Below are 21073 nucleotides of genomic sequence, written 5' to 3' on the forward strand. Positions count from 1 at the left end.
TTGGTCATCGAGCCACTCTCCGGCGTCGCGCGGACACGCTGGGAGTCCGCATCAGTCTCTCAACGACGTGCGCGGGACCGCAACGCGAAGCGGCCCCGCGCACATCATCGTCGGTATCTTCGGTTATGCGTTGCCGCCGGCAGGAGCAAGCGCGTCAACCGTGCCCTGCAGAGTGGCCTTGTACTGCGCAGGCAGCGGGACGTAGCCGAGATCCGGCAGGGCCGCCTGACCGTCGTTGAGGATCTTGGTGAAGGCATCCTTCAGCGTGGTGCTGGTGGCGGAGTCGCTGTAGCCGGTCGAGCACACGATCTCGTAGGTGGTCAGCAGCAGCGGGTAGGTGCCCGGAGCCTTCGACGCGAACAGCGCGGCGGTGTCGACCTCGAGGTCCTTGCTGCCCGGCTTCTTGAAGGTGACGTTGTTCAGCGCAGCAGCCGTGGTGTCGGCGTTCAGCGGAACGGCGCCCGAACCGAAGTCGATCTGGGCGACACCGAGCTTGTTCTCGGTGGCGAAGCCCCACTCGACGTAGGTGATGGAGCCCGGGGTCGCCTTGACGGTGTTGCCGACGCCGGTCGACTTGGCCGCGGCCGAACCACCCTTGCCCTTGAACTCCTTGCCGTGGCCGTAGGTCCAGGCCTGCGGGGCCGACGACGAGAGGAAGTACTGGAAGTTGTCGGTGGTGCCCGAGCTGTCGGAGCGGTGCACCGGCACGATCTTGGTGGATGGCAGCGCGACGCCGGGGTTGAGGGCCGCGATCTGCGGGTCGTTCCACGTGGCGATCTTGGAGTCGAAGATGCCGGCGAGGACCGTCGGGTTCAGGTTCAGCTTGTCGACGCCGGGGAGGTTGTAGGCCAGCGCCACCGGGCCGACGACCAGCGGGATGTGCCAGGCGGGGTTGTTGCCACAGCGGGCGGTGGCCTTTGCCACCTCGTCGTCCTTGAGGGCCGAGTCGGAGCCGGCGAAGTCGACGTCGCCTGCGATGAACTTCTTGATGCCGTCGCCCGAGCCGCTGCCGGTGTAGTCGAGAACGATGTTGCTGTTCTCGGCCAGCATGTTGCTGAAGCTCTCCATGGCCTTCTGCTGGGCAGTCGATCCCTCACCACTGATGGTCTGGGTCTCGTCGCTGCTGCACGCCGTCATGGCAAGGGTGAGAGCCGCGAGGGTCGAGACCGCAGCCAGGGCGGGATTCCGCTTGATCTTCACTGCTGGTGTTGCCTTTCGTTCAGGTGCGCCGGCACACGCATTGGGGGGCGTGCCGGTGGGCCCGGAGTGTCCGAATTGAAGCTATGGGTGAGCGGTGGACCAGTGGCCTACGGGAGGTGAACGGAAGATGAATTGGGCACGCCAACTCGCCGCTGTCGCGAGAAATTCCGCAATGCGGGCATAGGGTGCATGCACCTATTGCTGGGCGCAGGCGCGAGAGCTCACCAGATCATCGGCGCGATGAATTTGGCAGCGTAACTGCGCACCGACTCGGCGTCGTCGATATCGAGGGCTCGCGTCGGGGTCAAGGCAAGCGAAGTGAGCATCCGGAACACCAGTTCGGCTGCATGCCTCAGGTCCTCCTCGGGCATCGATGCACCGGCGCTCCTCAGGTTTGCGGCGATGCCTTGACTGAACGCCTCGACGAGATCCTCGACCTGGGCCGTATCGAATCCGACGAACATGCCCAAGGCGTCGGGAGTGTCGGCGACGATCTTTCTCACCAGGTCGTCTGTGCGAATGCCGAGCACTCCGATCACGAATGTCTCGACAACGGCGTCTCGGGGGTTTTTCCCGGCGGTCGACATGACGACCTGCCGGGCATAGCCGCGTCGTAGACGTTCCACGACCGCGCCGAGCAGATCTTCCTTCTTCGGAAATCGGCGGTACAGGGTGCTGCGGCTGACTCCGGCGTCAGCAGCGATGCGCTCGAGGTTGGCGCCGCGCACTCCGGAGCGCCGAATCTCGTCGGCGGCCGCATCGGCGATGGCGTCGGCCTGCGCGCTTTCGATCGTCATGCGCCGATCAGCGCGTGTCCGATGCTTGGTGGCGACGCTCACACTTCTGAACGTACACGACGCGTTCTTCTCATGGATGTACACACCGCAGGACCCGGTCAGATCGAATATCGCACCCAGAGGCATCCGCCCGAGCAGCCATATCCCCTTGTGAAGCGTCATTTCGTGATGGGGGTGTGACACGGGACACCTCTTTGTGTGATACTCGCTCAAGCTCACAATCTGAAACAAGGGGTTCGTGGGCGTTTCAAAACCAAGCAAGTGCTTGACCGAGGAATGGGGGCGCCGGTGCCACTCGCCACCAGTGCGCAGAGCTTCGGCCGCACGGTCCGGCTCGGTGCCCGGACTCCGCTCATTGCGGCCATGGACATGGCCGGTGGACGCTTCCCGGTGCGTGAGACCGTGGTCCAGGCCTGGTTTCTGCTGAGCATCACCGTGTTGCCGGCGCTGCTGATGTCGGTCCCGTTCGGTGTGATCATCGCGGTGCAGATCGGCGGTCTGACCAGCAACCTCGGCGCCACCTCGATGGCCGGCGCGGTCGGTGGCATGGGAGTCATCCAGCAGGGGGCACCCATGGCGGCCGCACTTCTGCTCGGCGGTGCGGGCGCCTCGGCCATCACCGCGGACCTCGGGGCCCGGACCGTTCGCGAGGAGATCGATGCGATGCGGGTACTCGGAATCGACCCCACCCGACGCCTCGTCGCGCCGCGGATGGTGGCGATGGTGATCGTGGCTCCGGTGCTGTCGATCCTGATCATCGTGATCGCGGTGGCTGCGAGCTTCATCGTCGCCATCACCGGGCAGGGTGTGGTCGCCGGCTCGTACTGGCAGTCCTTCGGCAGTTATGCCTCGACCACCGACCTGTGGATCTGTCTGGGTAAATCGGTGGTCTTCGGATTCGTGGTGGTCGTCATCGCAGCTCGTCGTGGCCTCGAGGCCGCCGGCGGTGCGCGAGGTGTGGCCGACGCCGTCAACGCGGCAGTCGTCCTGGGGATCGTCGCGTCGATGGTGATCAACGTGATCATCACGCAGGTGACGACCCTGTTCATTCCGGTGCAGGTGATCTGATGGCGCCGACACCCACCCTGATACCCAGCGCGCGGGGCATGAGACTGCGCCGTGCCGCAGACGCGACCGGGCAGCCGTTCGAGCACATCGGACGGCAGACGAGTTTCGTCCTCGACGTGATCGCGGGGTTGCCACATACTCTGCGCGCCTACCGTAAACAGACCCTCGCAGCGTTTGCCGAGGTCACCTGGGGCAACGGTTCGTTCATGGTGGGCGGCGGTATCGCGAGCGTTCTCGCCATCCTCGGCCTGTCGGTCGGCGGCATGATCGGCATCCTGGGTGTCACGAGTCTGTCGTCGCTCAATCTCTCGCCGATGGCCGGCCTCATCACCGGATACGCCGCCACCCGCGAGATGGCGCCCATCATCGCCGCGGTCGGGTTCGCCGCGCAGGCCGGATGCCGCATGACCGCCGAGATCGGCTCGATGCGCATCTCTGAGGAGATCGACGCGCTCGAGGCACAGGCCATCCGGCCCATCCCGTTCGTCGTCGGCACCCGGGTGGTGGCCGGCGTCCTCGCGATCGTGCCGTTCTATCTGGTCTCGCTGTGTTTGGCATACCTGTCGTCGCGAATCGTCGTCAGTGTCTTCTACGGACAGTCGGCCGGCGCATACGACCGTTACGTCGAGGCGTTCGTGAGTCCGGTCGACGTCGTGTACTCGACATTGAAGGTGGTGGTCTTCGCGATCGTCGTGATCATCGCGCACACCTACTACGGCTTCTTCGCGCACGGCGGACCGGAAGGGGTCGGCATCGCCTCGGGCCGGGCGATTCGCGCGAGCCTCGTGCTCATCGTCACCACCGACATGGCGATGTCGCTGATGTTCTGGGGGCTGAACTCGGGATTGAACTTCGCATGAGCGCTGCACGTGGGCGCTCGGCGCGAACACTGCGACTGCGTGGCATCGTCACCGTCGCGGTGCTGGCGGCGATCGTGACATTGGTTGTCGTCAAACCCTTCTCGGGTGACGACGGAATGGTGGAGTTCGACGTCCTGGCGCCGGCCGTGCCCGACGGCATCCAGATCGGGGTGCCGGTCGACGTCCGCGGCGAGACGATCGGTTCCGTCTGCGGGCTCGACACGTCGCAGCCGTATTCGACGCGACTGACGATCTGTGCCGAACGTTCGGAGATCGGCGAGCTGACCAACGATTCGGCGGTCAGTTTTGTCTCCCGCAACCTGTTCGGGTCCGATGCCGTGCGCTTGGGGCCGGCGACCACCGGCGTCCCGGTCCGCTCGGGCAGCGTCATCGAGCTGCAACAGGCGCCGGCCGACAACACGATGACCGCGATCATGCGCAGTGCCGGCAGGCTCACCCTGCCGGTCCTCACCCCCGAACTCACCGTGCTGCTGCGGAATCTCAGTGACACGACCACGAGGCTCGCACCCTTCATGACAGCGACGACCGTCGCCCTTCAGACGTTGCAACGCGGTCAGACGGCGCGCATCAAGACACTCTTGCCCGTTGCGACAGACGCTTTCAACGGTCTGGCGGTGGCCGGGGCATCGGCGATCAGCGGGCTGGAGATCACCCTGACCACCCCGCTCCTCGCTGACAAGCCCTACACCGAGAGCGTGACGAGCATGATCGGGGACATCGGCGACCTGTTCTCCGGTCTCGGCGCCCTCTTCAACGGTATGAGCGGTTTTGGTGCGGTTCTCGATCTGGCCAACGCGTATGCGACGCCGCTGGGTACCGCGCTGCGTGGGGTGACCCCATCACAGCTCGCACAAGCAATTCACCGATTTGGCAACGCCTTTCACACGGATCCGCGAACCGGCAGGACGACGCTGTCGACCGAGGTGAACCTCGAGTTGGTCCCCGGATTCTCCACACCGGTCAATCAGCTGCTGGCCGGGCTGCGAGGTAAACCATGAGAAGCGCCCGATCTGCACTCATGCGCCTGCTGCTGGTCGCCAGCGTGGTGATCCTTGCCGTGTATGCCATTGTCACGGCCATCAACCGTCCGGTCGGCGGCGACACCGAAACCTACCGAGCCGAATTCAGCGATGTGTTCGGGCTACACAAGAACGCCGACGTCCGTATCCGAGGGGTCGCGGTCGGGAAGGTACTCGACATCGACCTGCAGCCCTCGGGCGTCGCGCAGGTCGAGTTGTCGGTGCGCACCGACAACCGGCTCACCGACAAAGACCAGCTCGCGATTCGCTTTCAGAACCTCGTCGGGCAGCGATACATCGCGATCACCCGGCCCGACGCAGCATCGGGCGAGGGTCAGGCGATCGATCCCGACCACACCATTCCGGTGTCGAGGACGATCGGCTCCTTCGACATCACCAAGCTGTTCAACGGACTTCGACCGATCCTCACCGGCGCAGACCCAGCGGTCTTCAACACCTTCGCCACCAATCTGCTGCACCTCATCCAGGGCGAGGACGGGGTCGGAATAGGCACGGTCCTCGGTGACATCGACCGACTTGCCCAGTTCGCCACCAACAAACGCGCGATGATCACCGTGATCTTGGCGAACCTGGCGACGGTATCCGCACAGCTGCAAGGCAAGTCGTCGATGATCAACGCCTTGATGACGAACATGGGCATGCTCTTCGACACCCTGGAGAACCGGCTGGATCTGTTGAAGGCGGCATTCGGAACCGGCTCGCAGGTGTTTCCGCCGATCGTCGATCTGATGAAGAGCAGCTTCGACGTCGGACTGGGCGGCCACGACCAGATCTCTCGGAGAATCCTGGAGTTGGTCCCGGACACCACGAAATTGACCGAGGTTCTCGGCTTGGTGCCGACCATGTTGTCGACGGTGAACGCGACCATGGGCCAGTACGGATTTGATGCCAATTGCTCACACGGCGAGGTGGCATTGCCGGCGATGGGCACCATCCTGCTCGGGGGCGGGAAGGTGACGCTGTGCCGGAAATGAGCAAACGGGTTCCCGTCCTCTCGAGGCTGGAGGACTTCGCCGTGCGCGACGAGATCGGCCGCCGCGGCGAACTGGCGTGGGCATTCGGACTCGTGGTGGCCGTCGCGATCCTGGTGGCGGTGACGTCGTTCTTCTATCTCAAACCCCCTGGGCGCGTGCAGTATCACGCGGTGATGAGCGAGAGCGGCGGAATCACCAGCGGCACAGAGGTTCGCGTCGCCGGAATCCCGGTCGGCAAGGTCAGCGACGTGACGCTCGGCGACGGTCACGTCGATGTCACGCTCGACGTCGAATCCTCCGTCTTCGTCGGCGATCAGACGTCCATGCAAGTGCGGATGCTGACCGTCGTGGGCGGAACCTACGTCGCGCTGCTGCCTTCTGGCGGAACACCACTCGGTGACACCCCCATTCCCGCGCAGCGGGTTTCGATCCCCTACTCGACCGGCGAGGTGCTGGACTCGGCGGCCTCCACGGTGGGTCGCATCGACGCGCTGACGCTACGCGGAACCGCCGTGGCCACCACCCGCAGTCTCGACGCCGCGCCAGGGGCGGTGCGTGGGATCCTCACCAATGCGGCCGACATCACTGCCCTGTTGGACGAGCAGCAACGTCAGATCCAGAGCATCGCCGATCTCGGTGGGGAGTACACCACCGCCCTCGTCGCCCAGCGCGACACGTTGATCGAGATGATCCGCCGAATCCGGTCCGTGCTGCCCCTGATCATCGGCTACAAGGATCGGGGCATCCTGACCTACGACGCTCTCGCGGAAATGGTTCTCTACGTGGGCGACATCTTCGGTGACCCGTACCAGAAGCGGATCAAGCCGCCGCTGCACAAGCTCGCCGCGATGGCCGGACAGACCAACGAGATGTCGCGACGGATGGCCGAGGCCATTCGCCAGCTGCGGACCATGGCCGACCAACTGTCCAGGATCGTGACACCCCATGGCGTCTCGCTCGACTTCGGCGACAGCGTCGTCGACGACTCCGTCATCTGCATCCCGATCGCCGGCAGGACCTGCTGATGGCCAACAAGTTCGGCATGCCCGAGATCCGTGGAAGGCAGCGCGCGCTGGTGGCGGCGATCGTCGCGGTGGCCGTGGTGGTCGGTGCGGTCACGATCTACTCGCGGCTGACCGCCGACGACACACGTCCGGTGTGCGCACAGCTCCCCGACGCGGCCGGGCTCTACGTCGGCAACGCGGTGAACGTTCGCGGTGTCCGGGTCGGCAAGGTGACCGCAATCTCCGCGCACGACAACACCATCACCGTCGACATGAGGATCGACCGCTCGATCAGCGCCAAGACAAGTCTTGTCGCAGTGAACAACTCGGTCCTCGCCGACCGTCGGATCGAGCTCGTCGACAGCGAAGCGCGTGGCGGTCAGACACTGGCCACAGATCAGTGCATACCGCTGAACAGATCCCATACACCCATCTCGGTGAGTACCGCGTTCCAGTCCTTCACCACCATGTTCAACGAAGTCGGCGGCAAGGGAACCGATTCCGGCGCGCCGGTGGGCGCGCTGCTCACCGCCGCCGACCGTCAGCTCGACGGCACCGGCAAGGACATCAACGCGACGGTCACCAATCTCTCGCGGCTGATGGCCGACCCGGATCGCTTCCTCGGGCAGATGCGCACCGTCTTCGACAACTTGGCCGTGCTGACCAACGTGGCGAACCAGAACTGGGACGGTATTCGCGAGATCGGGATCAATGCGGCAACTCTCACCCATTTCATGGCGCGGTTGTTCGAGGACTTCGTGTACATCTTCGACGGGCTGGGCCGGTCGGGCCCGGGCCTCGATGACCTGCTGGGCAACGTGCTGCCGCCGGTTCTCGACATGGGCGACGTCGCAACACCTTTCATCGACGTCGCGATCGCCCACACCGACGACCTCAAGACGATCCTCGAGAAGACCCCCGGTATCGCAACGAGTCTGGCGACGACCGTCAACCGCAACGCGGCAGCCTTCCACCTCTCCTACCGCGGCCCCCGGGTGGCCGTACGAACACCGAACAGCGCAACGCTGTGTGCGCTCGTCAACCGGGCCGACCCGGGAGGATGCAATCCGAGGACGGCGTCGGTCTCCGATGTGGACCTGGCCGAACTCGTCGCACGCGCGGTGCAGGGAGGTACCAGGTGAACGGTCGGGCAGGCGGAAATGTCCGTCACACAATCAAGATGGCGATGTGCGTGCTGGCGGTGGTGGCCGCTCTGGTCATCGTCGTCGTCGGCCGAAGTACGAGTCCCGCATCGCTGTTGCCGCGCGTGACGTCGTCGGCCGACGGCGCGGTCCTCTACGTCGACTTCGCCTCGGTGGTCAACCTGCCACTGGGCGCCCGCGTGCTCGCGCGGGGCACCCAGATCGGCACGCTGGAGTCCATCGACCTGGTACCCAACGCTGCCCGGTTGCGGCTGGGGCTGCAATCTCAGGCGCACATCCCGTCCGGAACCCGCGCCGAGCTGCGCCAGTCGACCCTGCTCGGCGACATCTACGTCGCCCTGATCCCGCCGCCGGCAGCGAGCGGCGGCGAATCGACGATGCTCGACGATGGCGCTGTCATCCCGTTGGCGGACACCGATCCTGGTCCGCAGGTGGAGGACATCATCGTCAACCTTGCCGACTTCATGTCGGGCGGCTCGATTCTGCGAGTGCAGGAATCGATCCGGAAGGTCAACCAGTCGGTCGACGTCCCCGGGGCCGACCTCGCCGCCGCTTCGCGTGTCGGTGCCGAGGACATCGCCGACCTCGCGCAGGGCACCCGTCAGCTGAACTCGATGATCACCTCCCTGCAGGCCGCCGCCGCCGAGATGGCCGCCAACCCCGACGCCCTCGCGTATTCGTTCAGTGGTGCAGGACAATTCGGTCTCCGGGCCGTCTTCAATTCTGTCACCGAGGGTTTCAAACTGGTCGCCGGGTCGAGTGCCTTGGCGGCCGGTCTGAGCTGGCTGACCCCTCGACTCGCCCAACTGAATCCGTTCTTGGACAAGCTCGTTCCGCTGCTGCGCAGCTACTCGGCTCGGTCAACGCAGTTCAACGGCAATCTCGGCGCGATGATCGACGTCGGACAGAGGTCGGTGGTGCCGTTCGTCAAGAACGGTGCGATCTCCGTCGACAAGTTGTCGGTCGACGACAAGGACGTGACGACCTCGGTGTCGTCGGTGTTGCGGATGATCGGGGCGCTGCGATGACGATCCGGTACTTCGTCTCCATCCTGGCAACGCTCGCCGTGTTCGTTGCATCGGCTGCGTACCTGTCCTTCGGAGTTCTTGCGCAGCAACCCTTCACCGACAAGACGACCGTGTGGTTGACGGTGCCCGCCTCCAACGGGCTGCACACCGGATCTGCGGTCCTGCTGCGGGGTGTGCCGATCGGCGAGGTCACCTCGGTCGCCTACGCCGGGAAGACCGTCGAGGTCTCGATCGCCTACGACTCCCGCTACGAGATCCCGGTCGACAGCCAGATCGAGATCGCGGCCCAGTCGATGCTCGGTGAGTCGAGCGTGTCGGTCGTGCCGCCACTGTACGGCGGCGACGATGTCATCGCGGATGGTCAGACGTTGGCGGCCAACGTCGTCGACGTGCCCGCCTCGGTGCCCGAATTGCTCGGCTCCACCCAGCAGTTGCTCGACCAGGTCGATCCCGGGTTGGTCGATCGGCTTGTCACCACGCTGTCGACAGCGCTGGAAGGGACTCAGGATGCCGTCGCCCGGCTGACGCCGGCCGCTCAGGTGCTGGCCGCGACGATGATCTATTCGCAGCCCGCTTTGGTGACCATCATCGGCAACGCGACCTCGATGTTGCAGCGCGGCCAGTGGATTGGGCCGGCTCTGCGGCCTACCCGACCTGAGTTGCTGTACGCGGGCGAGAGCCTGCGACGCGTGATCAACAGCGTCAAACCCTTCGCGGACTTCACCCGTGGCGGAGAGTTGATCGGCGAGCGGTGGAAGCCGGTCCTGAACAGGTCGGCACCCCTCGTGGCCAAGATCGCGCCGCCGATCGGAACGTTGGCGTCCACATTGCTTCCCGCGGCGCAACGTTCGGGTGCCACGCTCGCCAATCTCGACATCGCAACGCTCCTCGACCGGGTCATGCAGATGATGCCGGGCAACAGTCTGCGACTCAACGTGACCATACCCAAGTGAGATGAGGAACAGCCCATGAGCATCGACGTCCACCAGGCCCTCGCCGAGTTGCAGGACACCGATCCCGAGCCGGATTCTGACGTCGGCAAGACCGAAGTGGTTGCTGCTGAAACCAAGACCACAGCCAAGGTTGCCGAACCGGCCAAACCCTCGGTGACCAAACCCTCGGTGCGCGAACAACTGAGCGAGAACCTCAACCCCCGTCGGCACCCGGTGATCGTCGGGATGACGGTGCTGTGTCTGGCCGCGCTGGTGGCTGCGGCCGTCTTCGGCGTTCTCGCATACCGGAGTTCCAAAGACCTGACGGCTGCCGAGAACCTCACCGCGGACAAACAGTCGGCCGAGCGCGTAGCCGGCGACTACGCGGTCGGAGCCGCGACCTTCGACTTCAAGGACCTGGCTCCGTGGTCGGCGGCCCTGAAGAAGGGAACGGCACCCGAACTGGCCTCCCGCTTCGACGTTGCCGTCAAGACCCTGACCCCGTTGATCCAACAGGTTCAGTGGAGCCAGACCGCCAAGCTGATCGCCGCGAAGACCATCGACGTCCGAGCCGATCGACAATTCGTGGTGCAGGTGTTCGTCTCCACGCACATGACCAGCACCCAGAACCCCAACGGTCTGAACACGGTGACTCCCTACACCATCACCCTCGATCGAGACGACAACTGGCTCATCACCGACGTCGCGGGGATCGCGGGTGTGGCGCAGGACGGTTCCAATGGTGCGGGGACACCAAACCTTGCCCCCAACGACGCTGCCTCCCCGAACGCCTCACCGACAGCAACGACGCCTGCGACTCCGACTCCGTGAAGCCGCGACGCGCCGATCGCGAGTTCGGTTGGTCGGTAACGCTGTTCGCGCTCAGTGCGGCTGCGGTGGTCGCCGTGTTCATGCCGTGGGTGCGCGGTCGGGGTGCTCGCATTCCTCAGGGGGCCGAGTTGTCGTCGGCGCAACTGCAACAGCCGGGAGCCGCACAGAGCCTCCACTGCACAGGTATCAGCACGACAACCGGCGCAGTGCTGTTGGCCGCCGCGTGTGTACTGGCCTTCGTCGCACTGTGGCGAACGAGCCCGTCCTACCATTCGTCGGCAGCCGCCTACCTCGCGATCGTGGTGTCCGCCATCGGTATCGCCGCGGTCTTGTGGTTCCTCGTCGATGACACACTCCGCATCGACGCGATAGGACGGTCGGTGGACCTCGACGCCGATTCGGTGGTCCTCACCTGGTGGCCGTGGGCCGCCCTGGCGCTGTTCGCGTCGAGCCTGGTCGTCGGAGTCATGCTCATGCCTGCGCGTTCGGAAGCCGGCATGGAAGAAGGCCATTCGGTCGGGAATCAGCGAATGGAGAACTCATGCCTCTGCGGGTGATTCAGTGGACAACAGGGAACGTCGCGAAGGAGGCGGTCCGGGCGGTTGCCGCTCGGCCCGACCTCGAGTTGGTCGGGGCATTTGCGTACTCGCCGGCAAAGGTAGGTGTGGATCTCGGCGAGCTCTGCGGACTCGGGAGCGAGCTGGGAGTTCTCGCGACCGACGACGTCGACTCGCTGCTCGCTCTCGATCCGGACTGCGCCGTCTACAGTCCGCTTCGTTTCGACGTCAACGAAGTCGCATTGCTGCTGAGGGCCGGAATCAATGTCGTCACCAGCGCCGAGTTCGTCACCGGGTCGAATCTGTCGCCGTCGGACCGCGCATCGTTGGAAGCGGCAGCCGCCGCCGGAGGAGCCTCGCTTTTCGGCAGTGGCATGAACCCCGGCTTCGCACAGCTGGCGGCAGCAGTGGCCGGTGGCCTGTCCACCAGTGTCAGCCACGTGTCGATGACGGAATCGGTGGACGTCTCACAGTTCGTGGGCGACGCGAACTTCGCCGGCGTCGGATGGGGCCGCCCCAAGGGGGACCCGAACCACACTCGAAGTCGTGGCCGTGAACCAGAGATGGGTGGCGACCACCGCCTTGGAACCGGCATGGACCGTCGAACACGGCTACCTTCTCGACGTCGTCGGCGATCCCGCCGTGCATGTGCGTATCGGCCTCATCCCGACAGCAGCAGACCTGGCCGATCTCACCCCGGCACGGATGCGGGGGATCGGACTCCGCATCACCGCCGCGCCGCTCGTCAACGCCATACCGGCGGTGTGCGCGGCCCAGCCTGGCATTGTCACCTATGCCGACCTACGTACAGTGGCACCGCGGCTCATTCCACCAGCCCGGTGATGCGCTGCCGTCACGGCCGGACCGTGGCAACCACACCTCGATGGTCCGAACCGGGCAGGTCGACCGCCTCGAACCCGGTGGGAACGGGTCCGCCACGGGTCAGCACACGATCGAGGGCAAGCATCGGCGGGAACGCCCGATTCGCCGGGTAGGTCGCGACGATCCCCGCGCCCAGGTGGTCCGCCGCGTCGGTGAGACCGGGCGAGTACGGCGCATCCGATCCGGCGAGCAGGTCACGGAACGGGCGATGGTCGTAGGTGGAGTTGACGTCGGTCCCGATGATCAAGGGCAACGGCTCAGCACGCAGTTGCTCGCCGAGGCGTCGCAGTTCGAGTTGCCACTTCCAGGCGGGTTCGGGATAGGGCGGAATCGGGTGCAGCGCATAGAGCGCGCGGCGTCCGACCCCCGGAATGGTCACGACCGCACGGAGATTGGCGTGCGTCAGACCGGTGAGCTCTCGAGTGTCGGAGAGCGGGTAGCGCGAATAGATCCCCGAACCACTGCCGCCCTCACGAGGATCGAGGTAGGCGAAGGGCAGTCGCGCCCGCAGACTCGTCGTTTCGATGCGTCGGGCCGCGTCGGGCGTCAGCTCCACCACGGTGAGGACATCGATGTCGCGGTCGTCGGCAAGCCGTGCCAGAGCCGTCGTATCGGCTTGTCCGAGATAGATATTGGCCTGCATGACCCGCAGGTCCGACTCTGCGACGTGCTCGTCGGCGCCGACGAACAGCGGCACCTGAGTCGCCAGTCCGACAACGACGACAACGAGCGCCACCACCGCCGACCAGACGAACCGCGCAAGCCCGAGCAGGATCAGCCCGACCACCGCGCCGAGGATCATCAGCGGCGTGAACGCCGCCGCCCGGGCCCACACGGTGTTCGCCCATCCCGAGAAGTGCGCGATCACCCCGGCCACGCCGAGGGCGACCAGCAGCCAGCCGGTCACCGCAGCAATGTAACGCAACACTCCACCCCCCGATGGTGTTGTCGGACACGTTCTTTCTTCTCGGTTCAGTTCCCGTAAGCGACGTCGATCGCGTAGCGGTCGAATCCCAACCGATGGTACGTGTGCAGCGCGGCGGTGTTGTCGCCCTCCACGTACAGATTCACCTCACGCATTCCCACCTCGGCCAGGTGATGCAGTCCGGCCAGGGTCAGCAGCCGACCGAGCCCGCGCCCTTGGGCGGCCGGATCGACGCCGACGATGTAGACCTCACCGAGCTCCGCGTCGTGCTGCTTGGTCCAGTGGAATCCGAGCAGGGTGTCCGGCGCTGCCGCGTCGAATGCCAGGAACAGTCCCTGCGGGTCGAACCACGGCGCCGACGTGCGTTCGGTGATCTGCGCCAGGCTCCAGCCGCCCTGCTCGGGATGCCAGTCGAAGGCCGCATTGTTGACACGCAAGATCTCGGCGTCATCGGATTCGCCTGCGTAGGTGCGCAATACGATCGAGTCGTCGACGACGAGGTCGGGCAGCTGCGGGCCCGAGACCAACGACCTGCGCAGTTGCAGGAGCTCCCGGCGACGCTGCAGACCCATCGCGGCGGCCAACGCCACCGCCTCCGGCAGGTCACCGTGTGCCCAGACGCGCGGCGCCGGGTCGGACTCCGATCGCAGATCCGCGGCGGCCTCGAATGCCTTGTCCAGCAACGCCCGACCATGCCCGCGGCGTCGGAGCGCGGGGTCGACGACCGCCTCGATCATCGCGGACTCCCCCGGCCGTCCGGCAATGATGTTGGCGTAGCCGGCCGTCGAGAGCACGTGCACAGCGGCACCGTCGGCGGTCTCGATGGCCGCGACCGCCTGCTCCGACAACGGCGAAACTCCGTCTGCCGCAGTCGCTTCCCGTACAAATGCGAGCGCCCGCGCAGCCTCGTCGTCGTCGAGACGCGTGCGGACCGCGATACCGTCAGTTGCCATTGGCGCTGGTGCGCAATTCCTCGTCGAACGGATCCTCGCCACCGAGCGGGGCGTCGTCGAGGTCGAGGTCGTCGGAGTCGACTTCCGCCTGTGAACCGTCCAGTGCCGCATCCGAACCCGACGAACGACCCCGGCTCGGGCGAACCGCCTTGTACCCCACGTTGCGCACCGTGCCGATGAGCGATTCGTGTTCGCTGCCGAGTTTGGCCCGCAGACGCCGCACGTGGACGTCGACCGTCCGCGTGCCGCCGAAGAAGTCGTAGCCCCAGACCTCTTGGAGTAGTTGCGCTCTGGTGAACACCCGGCCGGCGTTCTGCGCGAGGTACTTCAGGAGTTCGAACTCCTTGTAGGTGAGATCGAGCGGACGGCCGCGCAACCGCGCGGTGTAGGTGCCCTCGTCGATGATCAGTTCACCCAAAGTCACCTTGCCCGACGCCTCTTCGGAGGTCACCCCGCGCGTACGGACCACCAGCAGCCGCAGTCGGGCGTCGAGTTCCGCGGGTCCCGTTCCGGGCAGCAGGAACTCGTCGATACCCCAATCGGCGTTCACCGCCACGAGCCCGCCCTCGGTGAGCACCGCGGCCACCGGGACGGCCGATCCCGTGCTGCCGAGCAGGCGGCACAGTCCACGGGCCGCTGCGAGGTCGGTCCGGGCGTCGACGATGGCGACGTCGGAGTTACCTGCCTCCATCAGCGACGAGACCTCGGTGGGCGCCACCCGAACGGTGTGCGCCAGCAGCGACAGCGACGGCAGAACCGCCTCGGGGTTGGGGTCGGCGGTCAACAGCAGGAGATCCATCGACACTCCGATCTTCCTTGTGAATGCGCCGCCGGGCGTACGGCCCCTCTACGCGCCGCACCTGGCCATTGTTTACTCTGCCTTACCAACGTGTGCGCGATAGGTGACAGAATAGCGCCAATGGCGCGATTCGCTGTTAACAAGGCAGGCCAGGGGTGAGCGAACCCGATCGACGGGGCGATCATGGCACGGGTTCCGATCGGCGGGTTCCCGGCCGTCGGTACGTCGCCATCGCCCTCATTGTGATCGTGGTCACAGGACTGCTGGCGGTTCTCGCCGACGTCGGCCTGGCGATCCGCACGGAGTATCAGATGTCCCGGGCGATCGCCGCCTCACCGCGGGTGTCCTTCGACCCCGAAGTGACGCTGAGCGGATTCCCTTTCCTCACGCACGTGCGTGCAGGCCGGTTCGACGGTGCCGTCATCGCAGCGCGTGACGTCACCCTGCCCGGCTGCGAGGGTCGAGGCGGCTGTCGCGGTGAACTCGGCGCGACGCTGGGGCTGTGGCACATCGATGACGCGTGGGACATCACGGCCGATGACGTTGTACGCACGGAGTCCGTCTCTGCCCACACCAAGCTCGATGCCGTCACCATGGCCCGTTACCTGGGGATCGTCGATCTGACGGTGAGCACCCCCGCACCCGACGGCAAGGTGGGCGGCGGCGGACCGCAGGACGGCGCCCCCAGCAGGCAGTCGGGCGTTGTCCTCACCGGCACCGTCGCCCTTCCCCCGTCCGCGGGCGACGACCCCGACAACCCGCCGTCGGCGTCGACGTTCGACGGACCCAAGGTGAGGGTCAGCGTCTCGGTGGACCTGAGCGTGCAGGATGGGCGTCTGGCGATCCGGGCGACCGACTATTACACGGGGCCCGAACGCCACGTCGATGCCGACGTCCCCGAGGCCATGCGGGCAGCCGTCCTCGATCGGTTCACCACGATTCTGCCGTTGATTCCGCTGCCCTGGGGCCTCACACCGCAGTGGGCGGCCAGCCTGGGCGGCGACATCCTGCTGCACGCGCAGGCCGGCCCGGCCGACCTGCGCCTCGATGCATTCTGAAGACGACCCCGCGTTTTCTGGCTGCCCGATGCCCTGTTGTACCCTCGTGGGCATGCAACAGCGCCGTGAGTTCTTGCTCACCCGACGCCGGGCGATCGACTTCTGTCGAGTCGCCAACTGTTGCTGTCGCCCGCAGCACTGACGGTCATCGAGGCTCTAATTCCTGCCTCGGCCCGTCCACCCGTCGATGACGACCGGTTCGTCGTGCGCCTGACGACTCCTGTGCCGACGTCTTGGTCGTTGCCCCTGTCAGAACACACCCCTGTCACAACCCCATCCACACATCTCTGGGAAGGACCCCAACCATGGCACGTTCCGATGTCCTGGTCAGCGCCGAATGGGCTGAGCAGAATCTCAACACCGACGGCATCGTCTTCGTCGAGGTCGACGAGGACACCTCGGCCTACGACGGCGGCCACATCGAAGGCGCCGTCAAGCTCGACTGGAAGACCGATCTGCAGGATCCGGTCCGTCGCGACTTCGTCGACGCCGACCAGTTCTCCAAGCTGCTCTCCGAGCGCGGTATCGCCAACGATGACACCGTGGTCCTCTACGGCGGCAACAACAACTGGTTCGCGGCCTACGCCTACTGGTACTTCAAGCTGTACGGCCACAACGACGTCAAGCTCCTCGACGGCGGCCGCAAGAAGTGGGAACTCGACGGCCGTCCGCTGTCGACCGACGCCGTGAGCCGTCCGGCCACCACCTACAAGGCCGGCGAGCCCGACAACACCATCCGCGCGTTCCGCGACGAGGTCGTCGCCGACATCGGCGTCAAGAACCTGGTCGACGTGCGCAGCCCCGACGAGTTCTCCGGCAAGATCCTTGCGCCGGCTCACCTCCCGCAGGAGCAGAGCCAGCGTCCCGGCCACATCCCCGGCGCCATCAACGTGCCGTGGAGCAAGGCCGCCAACGAGGACGGCACCTTCAAGAGCGACGAGGACCTCAAGGAGCTCTACGGTGAGGCCGGCCTCGACGGCTCGAAGGACACCATCGCCTACTGCCGCATCGGCGAGCGGTCGAGCCACACCTGGTTCGTCCTCAAGGAACTCCTCGGCCAGCAGAACGTCAAGAACTACGACGGCAGCTGGACCGAGTACGGCTCGCTGATCGGCGTCCCGATCGAACTCGGAGAAGGAAAGTAAGAAATCATGTGTGCTGCACCCAAACAGGGACAGAAACTGCCCGCAGGCGTCGACGTGGAGAAGGAGACCGTCCTGACCGGACAGGTCACCGACGCCTCGGGTAGTGCCGTGGCAGGCGCGTTCGTCCGTCTGCTCGACTCGACCGGTGAGTTCACCGCCGAGGTCGTCGCGAGCCCGACCGGTGACTTCCGGTTCTTCGCCGCTCCCGGCACCTGGACGATTCGTGCGCTGTCGTCGGTCGGCAACGGCGAGCAGACGATCAACCCCGACGGCCCGGGCGTGCACGAGCACGACATCACCGTCAGCAAGTGATCGCGTAGTCCCCAACGACGCGGCCCGGTCACCTCTTCGGAGGTGACCGGGCCGTTCGCGTTTCTCGCGGTCCCGTTCCTCCGAACGGACGAAATGTTGGCGCCGAACGCATTTCGGTACGTCCGTGCAATCGGACACATGATATTTCTGACGCATGTCCACGACGGTCACGCAGTCTGGCTGCGCATCACGACGCCGCCCATCCCTCCGCCTCCGATTGGCCATCACGATGCTGGCCCTGTTCGGAGCCGCATCGGCACATGTCGTCGCGCCCGCGCACGCGGCACCGTCATTCGAGCAGTTCGCACGATCCAACGTCCTGGTCGGGACGTTCTTCTCGGGTGACGGCGACCTGACCGACACGATGTACTACTCGTCCAACGGCAAGACGTTCAAGTACCTGTCGACGCCGTACCGTCGGGGCCAGAATCCGTTCAGCGATCCGTCGGTCATCTACCACAACGGATACTTCTGGATGCTGTCGAACTGGCCACGCAAGAACGGGCGGTTCTGGCCGATGATCGGCGTGTCCCGAGACGGCAAGAACTGGTCGAGACCGGAAGGGCGACAGTTCAACAACGGGGCCTACGCAGGCATCTCGCTGAATCCGGCGCCGCGCGGCAGCGACATCGTCGCCCCCGATTGGTACAAGGCCGCCGACGGCAGCATCTGGATCGTTCTGACCGCGGGCTACTTCGGACATCACCGCGGCCAGGTCGGAGCAGACCGGATGACGCCGTACATGGTGCGGGTCAACCAGCTCGACATCACCGCGGCCGGACGCGCTCGTGCGGTCCCGAGCGGACGAAGCATCATCTTCAACGCCGGACCCGCCAATCGCATCAATCTGAACCCCGGCGCCCGCGACCGTATCGACGCTTCGCTGTTCCAGCAGGGCAACACCAAGTACCTGAACATCAAGCGCGACGGCAACTGCAACGAGGTCTGGCGGTCGGGGTCGTTCAACGGGCCGTGGCAGCGCACCGTGAACTGCGCGGCGCGGGTGCAGGAGGGGCCGAGCATGACGCGCGTCGGCGGCACCTACTTCCTGTACACCGACAAGATCTACGGCGACCGCAAGATCTACTACTCGACGGCACCCTCCCCCAATGGCCCGTGGTCGGGTCCCACACCGATCACCACCATCGGCGGACCCGGCCGCACCCGGCACGGCACCGTCATCCGCCTCGACGATCGCAACGCCAAGTGCGCGGTCTACCGCATGCTGTACGGCCCCGGCTGCACACTGAGCTCGGGCCCCGCCGGTCCCGACTTCGGCAGCCTCGGCGGCCTGTTCGGTAGCTGACCGAGAGCGCGCCAACCCCGGAAGGTAGAATCGACCCGTGGTCATCTTCTTCGAGATTCTCCTGGTGCTCGCGGCATTGCTGATCACCTGGTTCGCCGTCTACGTGCTCTACCGACTGGTCACCGACGAGTCGTGAGCACCGACGCTTCCGGTGGCGACCCGCGTCGCTCCGGCGACGAGGCGATCAACCAAGCGGAAGCACGTGCCGTCGAATCGGGTAGCCGTGAACGCAACGTCCCCACCTGGGACGACCTCCCGCTGCCCGCCGACACCGCCAACCTCCGGCTCGGCGCCGACCTGCACCCCGGGTTGCTCGCGCTGCTGCCGATGGTCGGGGTGTGGCGCGGCGAGGGCGAGGGGCACAATCCGCACACCGGCGAGGACTACCACTTCGCCCAGCAGATCGTCGTCTCCCATGATGGTCAGAACTTCCTGAGCTGGGAGTCACGCTCCTGGGTGATCGACGAGGACGCGAACTTCGTCCGGCCCGATCTTCGCGAATCCGGATTCTGGCGCATCACCGAAGACGACAGCATCGAGTTCCTGCTGGCGCATGCGGAGGGCTGGATCGAGCTGTTCTACGGCCGTCCGCTCAATCAGACCTCGTGGAACCTGACCACCGACGTGGTGATCCGATCCGAGACCGGAAGCCACGCCGGTGGCGCCAAACGCCTCTACGGCCTCGTCGAGGACGGTGACTTCGCCTACGTCGAGGAACGCGTCGACGCCGACGGCGACCTCACCCCCCGGTTGTCGGCGAAACTACGACGCCACGTCGGCTGAGCGCGGTCACTCACGCCTGGCGTCGACTCCGGCACCCGTGCCGCAGCCTGCGGCGATCCGACCACGCCAGGTACAGATTCCGCTTCGGCAAGGCGCTGTAGACCACCGCGCCCAGCATGATCACCACCGACCCGTAGCTCGCGGCCGTCCCCGGCCGGCCGGGCCAGCCCGGGTGGATCGTGCCCGACGCCGACATGTACGGCGCACGACCGGCGCCACCCCCGACGCGCCGACCGACCACGGAGAAGACCTGCCCGGTCTTCGCCTCGGGGTCCACCGGGAAGGTCGCCATCGCACCCGGCGGGATCTCGGTCACCGCACGGACATGACCCCCGTTGTGCAGCACCGCCATCCACTTCTCGCCGGTGTTGCGCACGGTGATCGACGACCCACCGGTGCGGTACTGGAACGAGAGCCCGTCGCCCTCGGCATCGAGATGGTCCTGATGGGTGTAGCCACCGTTCCAGTCGGCGCTCCACGGGGTCAGATAATGCTGATCGAGAAACTCACGTCGAGTGGGGATCGGCAACGTGGCGCCCATCACCCGACCACCCTGCATCCAGAGCGCGCCGAACAGTCGGGGCATTCCGTCGGTGCGGGTCCCCTGCACATAGCAGAGCAGATCCTGTGCCGGCAGCGGCGTCACCTCACCGGGAGACAGGACCACCCGTTCGAGCAGTCCGTCGACGCCGAGCACCAATACACCGACAACCTCGTCGCCGCGGTTGTGGATGCTGGTGACCCCATCCTCGAGATGGTGGAAGATGCCGGCCGCGTGCGGGTCGTCGAAGACGAAATCCGGTGTGTCCGAACATCCGAAGTCCACATCACCCGGACCCCAGAACCGGCCCGCGAAACCCGTTGCCGCACCGCCGATCGACGACACGTCGCGGGGGGCGTGGGCCGCTTGCGTCGCTGTGGTGGTCATCGCTGTCTCCTCGATAGATCGGGCTGACAGTGCTAATTCCACCCGGTTCCGGCGTCGGACTCACGAGTAGTCCACTACGCGAATATGCCCGCGCCCCGACACGAAGCGGCCCCCGCACCACCCGAGTACGGGCGTATCCGACCGGACGGGTCGGGGTGCGGGGGCGGCGACACGAAGCGGCCCCCGCACCACCCGAGTACGGGCGTATCCGACCGGACGGGTCGGGGTGCGGGGGCCGGGTGACCATCGGGTATTCGCCGGCGCCGAGACGGATTCGCCTCGTGCGACATACGAATGCCACACGGTCAGCGCTAGCGGATGGTCACCTCACGTGTCCGTATGTCAATCAATTCCAGACCACCTCCTTCCTTGTGTACACGCGAACCTACGCCCGCTTTCGCGGTGCCGCAAAGGGTTTTTCGGGCATCCTCGAGAACTCGAGTTGAGTCGGGAAGGTGCGTCGGGGCCGGTGGCCAGGATCGAGCCCCTGACGGTGGTCTTTCGGGT

General features: G+C 65.8%; 22 protein-coding genes and 1 pseudogene. 17 read left to right on the top strand and 6 right to left on the bottom strand.

What is annotated here, in order from left to right; translation table 11 throughout:
- Positions 1–123: 123 nt before the first annotated feature.
- Positions 124–1200, bottom strand: coding sequence for a phosphate ABC transporter substrate-binding protein PstS (gene pstS / locus ACWDTF_RS01075; protein WP_240861354.1), 1077 nt, complete (start codon positions 1198–1200; stop codon positions 124–126).
- A gap of 221 nt (positions 1201–1421) precedes the next feature.
- On the bottom strand, positions 1422–1997 hold the full coding sequence (locus ACWDTF_RS01080) for a TetR/AcrR family transcriptional regulator (RefSeq protein WP_240861356.1): 576 nt from the start codon (positions 1995–1997) through the stop codon (positions 1422–1424).
- Between the two features lie 288 nt (positions 1998–2285).
- Here ACWDTF_RS01080 and ACWDTF_RS01085 point away from each other — a divergent pair, with 288 nt between their 5' ends.
- From ACWDTF_RS01085 to ACWDTF_RS01140, 12 genes and pseudogenes are all read left to right on the top strand, one after another.
- Complete coding sequence (locus ACWDTF_RS01085; RefSeq protein ID WP_240861358.1) at positions 2286–3065, top strand: ABC transporter permease; 780 nt, start codon at positions 2286–2288, stop codon at positions 3063–3065.
- Positions 3065–3925, top strand: coding sequence for an MlaE family ABC transporter permease (locus ACWDTF_RS01090; protein ID WP_240861360.1), 861 nt, complete (start codon positions 3065–3067; stop codon positions 3923–3925). Before ACWDTF_RS01085 ends, ACWDTF_RS01090 begins: the two co-directional genes overlap by 1 nt.
- Complete coding sequence (locus ACWDTF_RS01095; RefSeq protein WP_240861362.1) at positions 3922–4944, top strand: MlaD family protein; 1023 nt, start codon at positions 3922–3924, stop codon at positions 4942–4944. The genes ACWDTF_RS01090 and ACWDTF_RS01095 overlap by 4 nt, the downstream gene beginning before the upstream one ends.
- Positions 4941–5960 (top strand): MlaD family protein, encoded by a 1020-nt coding sequence (locus tag ACWDTF_RS01100; RefSeq protein ID WP_240861364.1) that lies wholly within the window; start codon positions 4941–4943, stop codon positions 5958–5960. The genes ACWDTF_RS01095 and ACWDTF_RS01100 overlap by 4 nt, the downstream gene beginning before the upstream one ends.
- Positions 5957–6985: an MlaD family protein gene (locus ACWDTF_RS01105; RefSeq protein ID WP_240861365.1), complete on the top strand. Its 1029-nt coding sequence runs from the start codon at positions 5957–5959 to the stop codon at positions 6983–6985. Before ACWDTF_RS01100 ends, ACWDTF_RS01105 begins: the two co-directional genes overlap by 4 nt.
- Complete coding sequence (locus tag ACWDTF_RS01110; RefSeq protein WP_355274905.1) at positions 6985–8106, top strand: MlaD family protein; 1122 nt, start codon at positions 6985–6987, stop codon at positions 8104–8106. The genes ACWDTF_RS01105 and ACWDTF_RS01110 overlap by 1 nt, the downstream gene beginning before the upstream one ends.
- Positions 8103–9155 carry an MlaD family protein gene (locus ACWDTF_RS01115; RefSeq protein ID WP_449753853.1) on the top strand — a complete coding sequence of 351 codons (1053 nt, stop codon included), beginning with the start codon at positions 8103–8105 and terminating at the stop codon, positions 9153–9155. The genes ACWDTF_RS01110 and ACWDTF_RS01115 overlap by 4 nt, the downstream gene beginning before the upstream one ends.
- Positions 9152–10108 carry an MlaD family protein gene (locus ACWDTF_RS01120; RefSeq protein ID WP_355274900.1) on the top strand — a complete coding sequence of 319 codons (957 nt, stop codon included), beginning with the start codon at positions 9152–9154 and terminating at the stop codon, positions 10106–10108. Before ACWDTF_RS01115 ends, ACWDTF_RS01120 begins: the two co-directional genes overlap by 4 nt.
- A gap of 15 nt (positions 10109–10123) precedes the next feature.
- Positions 10124–10918: a serine/threonine protein kinase gene (locus ACWDTF_RS01125; protein WP_449753854.1), complete on the top strand. Its 795-nt coding sequence runs from the start codon at positions 10124–10126 to the stop codon at positions 10916–10918.
- Positions 10915–11475 carry a hypothetical protein gene (locus tag ACWDTF_RS01130; RefSeq protein ID WP_449753855.1) on the top strand — a complete coding sequence of 187 codons (561 nt, stop codon included), beginning with the start codon at positions 10915–10917 and terminating at the stop codon, positions 11473–11475. Before ACWDTF_RS01125 ends, ACWDTF_RS01130 begins: the two co-directional genes overlap by 4 nt.
- A pseudogene (locus ACWDTF_RS01135) lies at positions 11460–11735 on the top strand (dihydrodipicolinate reductase); the annotation flags it as partial. The gene ACWDTF_RS01130 and the pseudogene ACWDTF_RS01135, both read left to right, overlap by 16 nt.
- Before the next feature lie 286 nt (positions 11736–12021).
- Positions 12022–12318: a hypothetical protein gene (locus ACWDTF_RS01140; protein ID WP_240861384.1), complete on the top strand. Its 297-nt coding sequence runs from the start codon at positions 12022–12024 to the stop codon at positions 12316–12318.
- A gap of 10 nt (positions 12319–12328) precedes the next feature.
- Here the strand turns inward: ACWDTF_RS01140 and ACWDTF_RS01145 are convergent, their stop codons facing one another.
- From ACWDTF_RS01145 to ACWDTF_RS01155, 3 genes are all read right to left on the bottom strand, one after another.
- Entirely contained in the window at positions 12329–13264 is a 936-nt protein-coding gene (locus ACWDTF_RS01145; protein WP_355274891.1) for an endonuclease/exonuclease/phosphatase family protein, read from the bottom strand.
- 65 nt (positions 13265–13329) lie between these two features.
- A complete protein-coding gene (mshD, locus tag ACWDTF_RS01150; RefSeq protein ID WP_355274887.1) occupies positions 13330–14235 on the bottom strand; it encodes a mycothiol synthase in 906 nt (301 codons plus the stop codon).
- Positions 14225–15034 carry a winged helix-turn-helix transcriptional regulator gene (locus ACWDTF_RS01155; RefSeq protein ID WP_240861408.1) on the bottom strand — a complete coding sequence of 270 codons (810 nt, stop codon included), beginning with the start codon at positions 15032–15034 and terminating at the stop codon, positions 14225–14227. The genes mshD and ACWDTF_RS01155 overlap by 11 nt, the downstream gene beginning before the upstream one ends.
- A gap of 155 nt (positions 15035–15189) precedes the next feature.
- Between ACWDTF_RS01155 and ACWDTF_RS01160 the strand changes: the two genes are divergently transcribed.
- From ACWDTF_RS01160 to ACWDTF_RS01180, 5 genes are all read left to right on the top strand, one after another.
- Positions 15190–16092: an LmeA family phospholipid-binding protein gene (locus ACWDTF_RS01160; RefSeq protein WP_449753856.1), complete on the top strand. Its 903-nt coding sequence runs from the start codon at positions 15190–15192 to the stop codon at positions 16090–16092.
- Positions 16093–16397: 305 nt separating this feature from the next.
- Positions 16398–17237, top strand: a complete 840-nt coding sequence (locus ACWDTF_RS01165) for a sulfurtransferase (protein ID WP_240861392.1) — start codon at positions 16398–16400, stop codon at positions 17235–17237.
- 6 nt (positions 17238–17243) lie between these two features.
- Positions 17244–17549, top strand: coding sequence for a DUF1416 domain-containing protein (locus tag ACWDTF_RS01170; protein ID WP_240861393.1), 306 nt, complete (start codon positions 17244–17246; stop codon positions 17547–17549).
- A gap of 154 nt (positions 17550–17703) precedes the next feature.
- A complete protein-coding gene (locus ACWDTF_RS01175) occupies positions 17704–18855 on the top strand; it encodes a hypothetical protein (protein ID WP_449753857.1) in 1152 nt (383 codons plus the stop codon).
- 132 nt (positions 18856–18987) lie between these two features.
- Positions 18988–19638: an FABP family protein gene (locus tag ACWDTF_RS01180; RefSeq protein ID WP_240861398.1), complete on the top strand. Its 651-nt coding sequence runs from the start codon at positions 18988–18990 to the stop codon at positions 19636–19638.
- Between the two features lie 10 nt (positions 19639–19648).
- Here ACWDTF_RS01180 and ACWDTF_RS01185 read toward each other — a convergent pair whose 3' ends face one another.
- A complete protein-coding gene (locus tag ACWDTF_RS01185) occupies positions 19649–20566 on the bottom strand; it encodes a hypothetical protein (protein WP_449753858.1) in 918 nt (305 codons plus the stop codon).
- Positions 20567–21073 lie beyond the last annotated feature (507 nt).

This window comes from Gordonia sp. NPDC003422 (assembly GCF_053588675.1).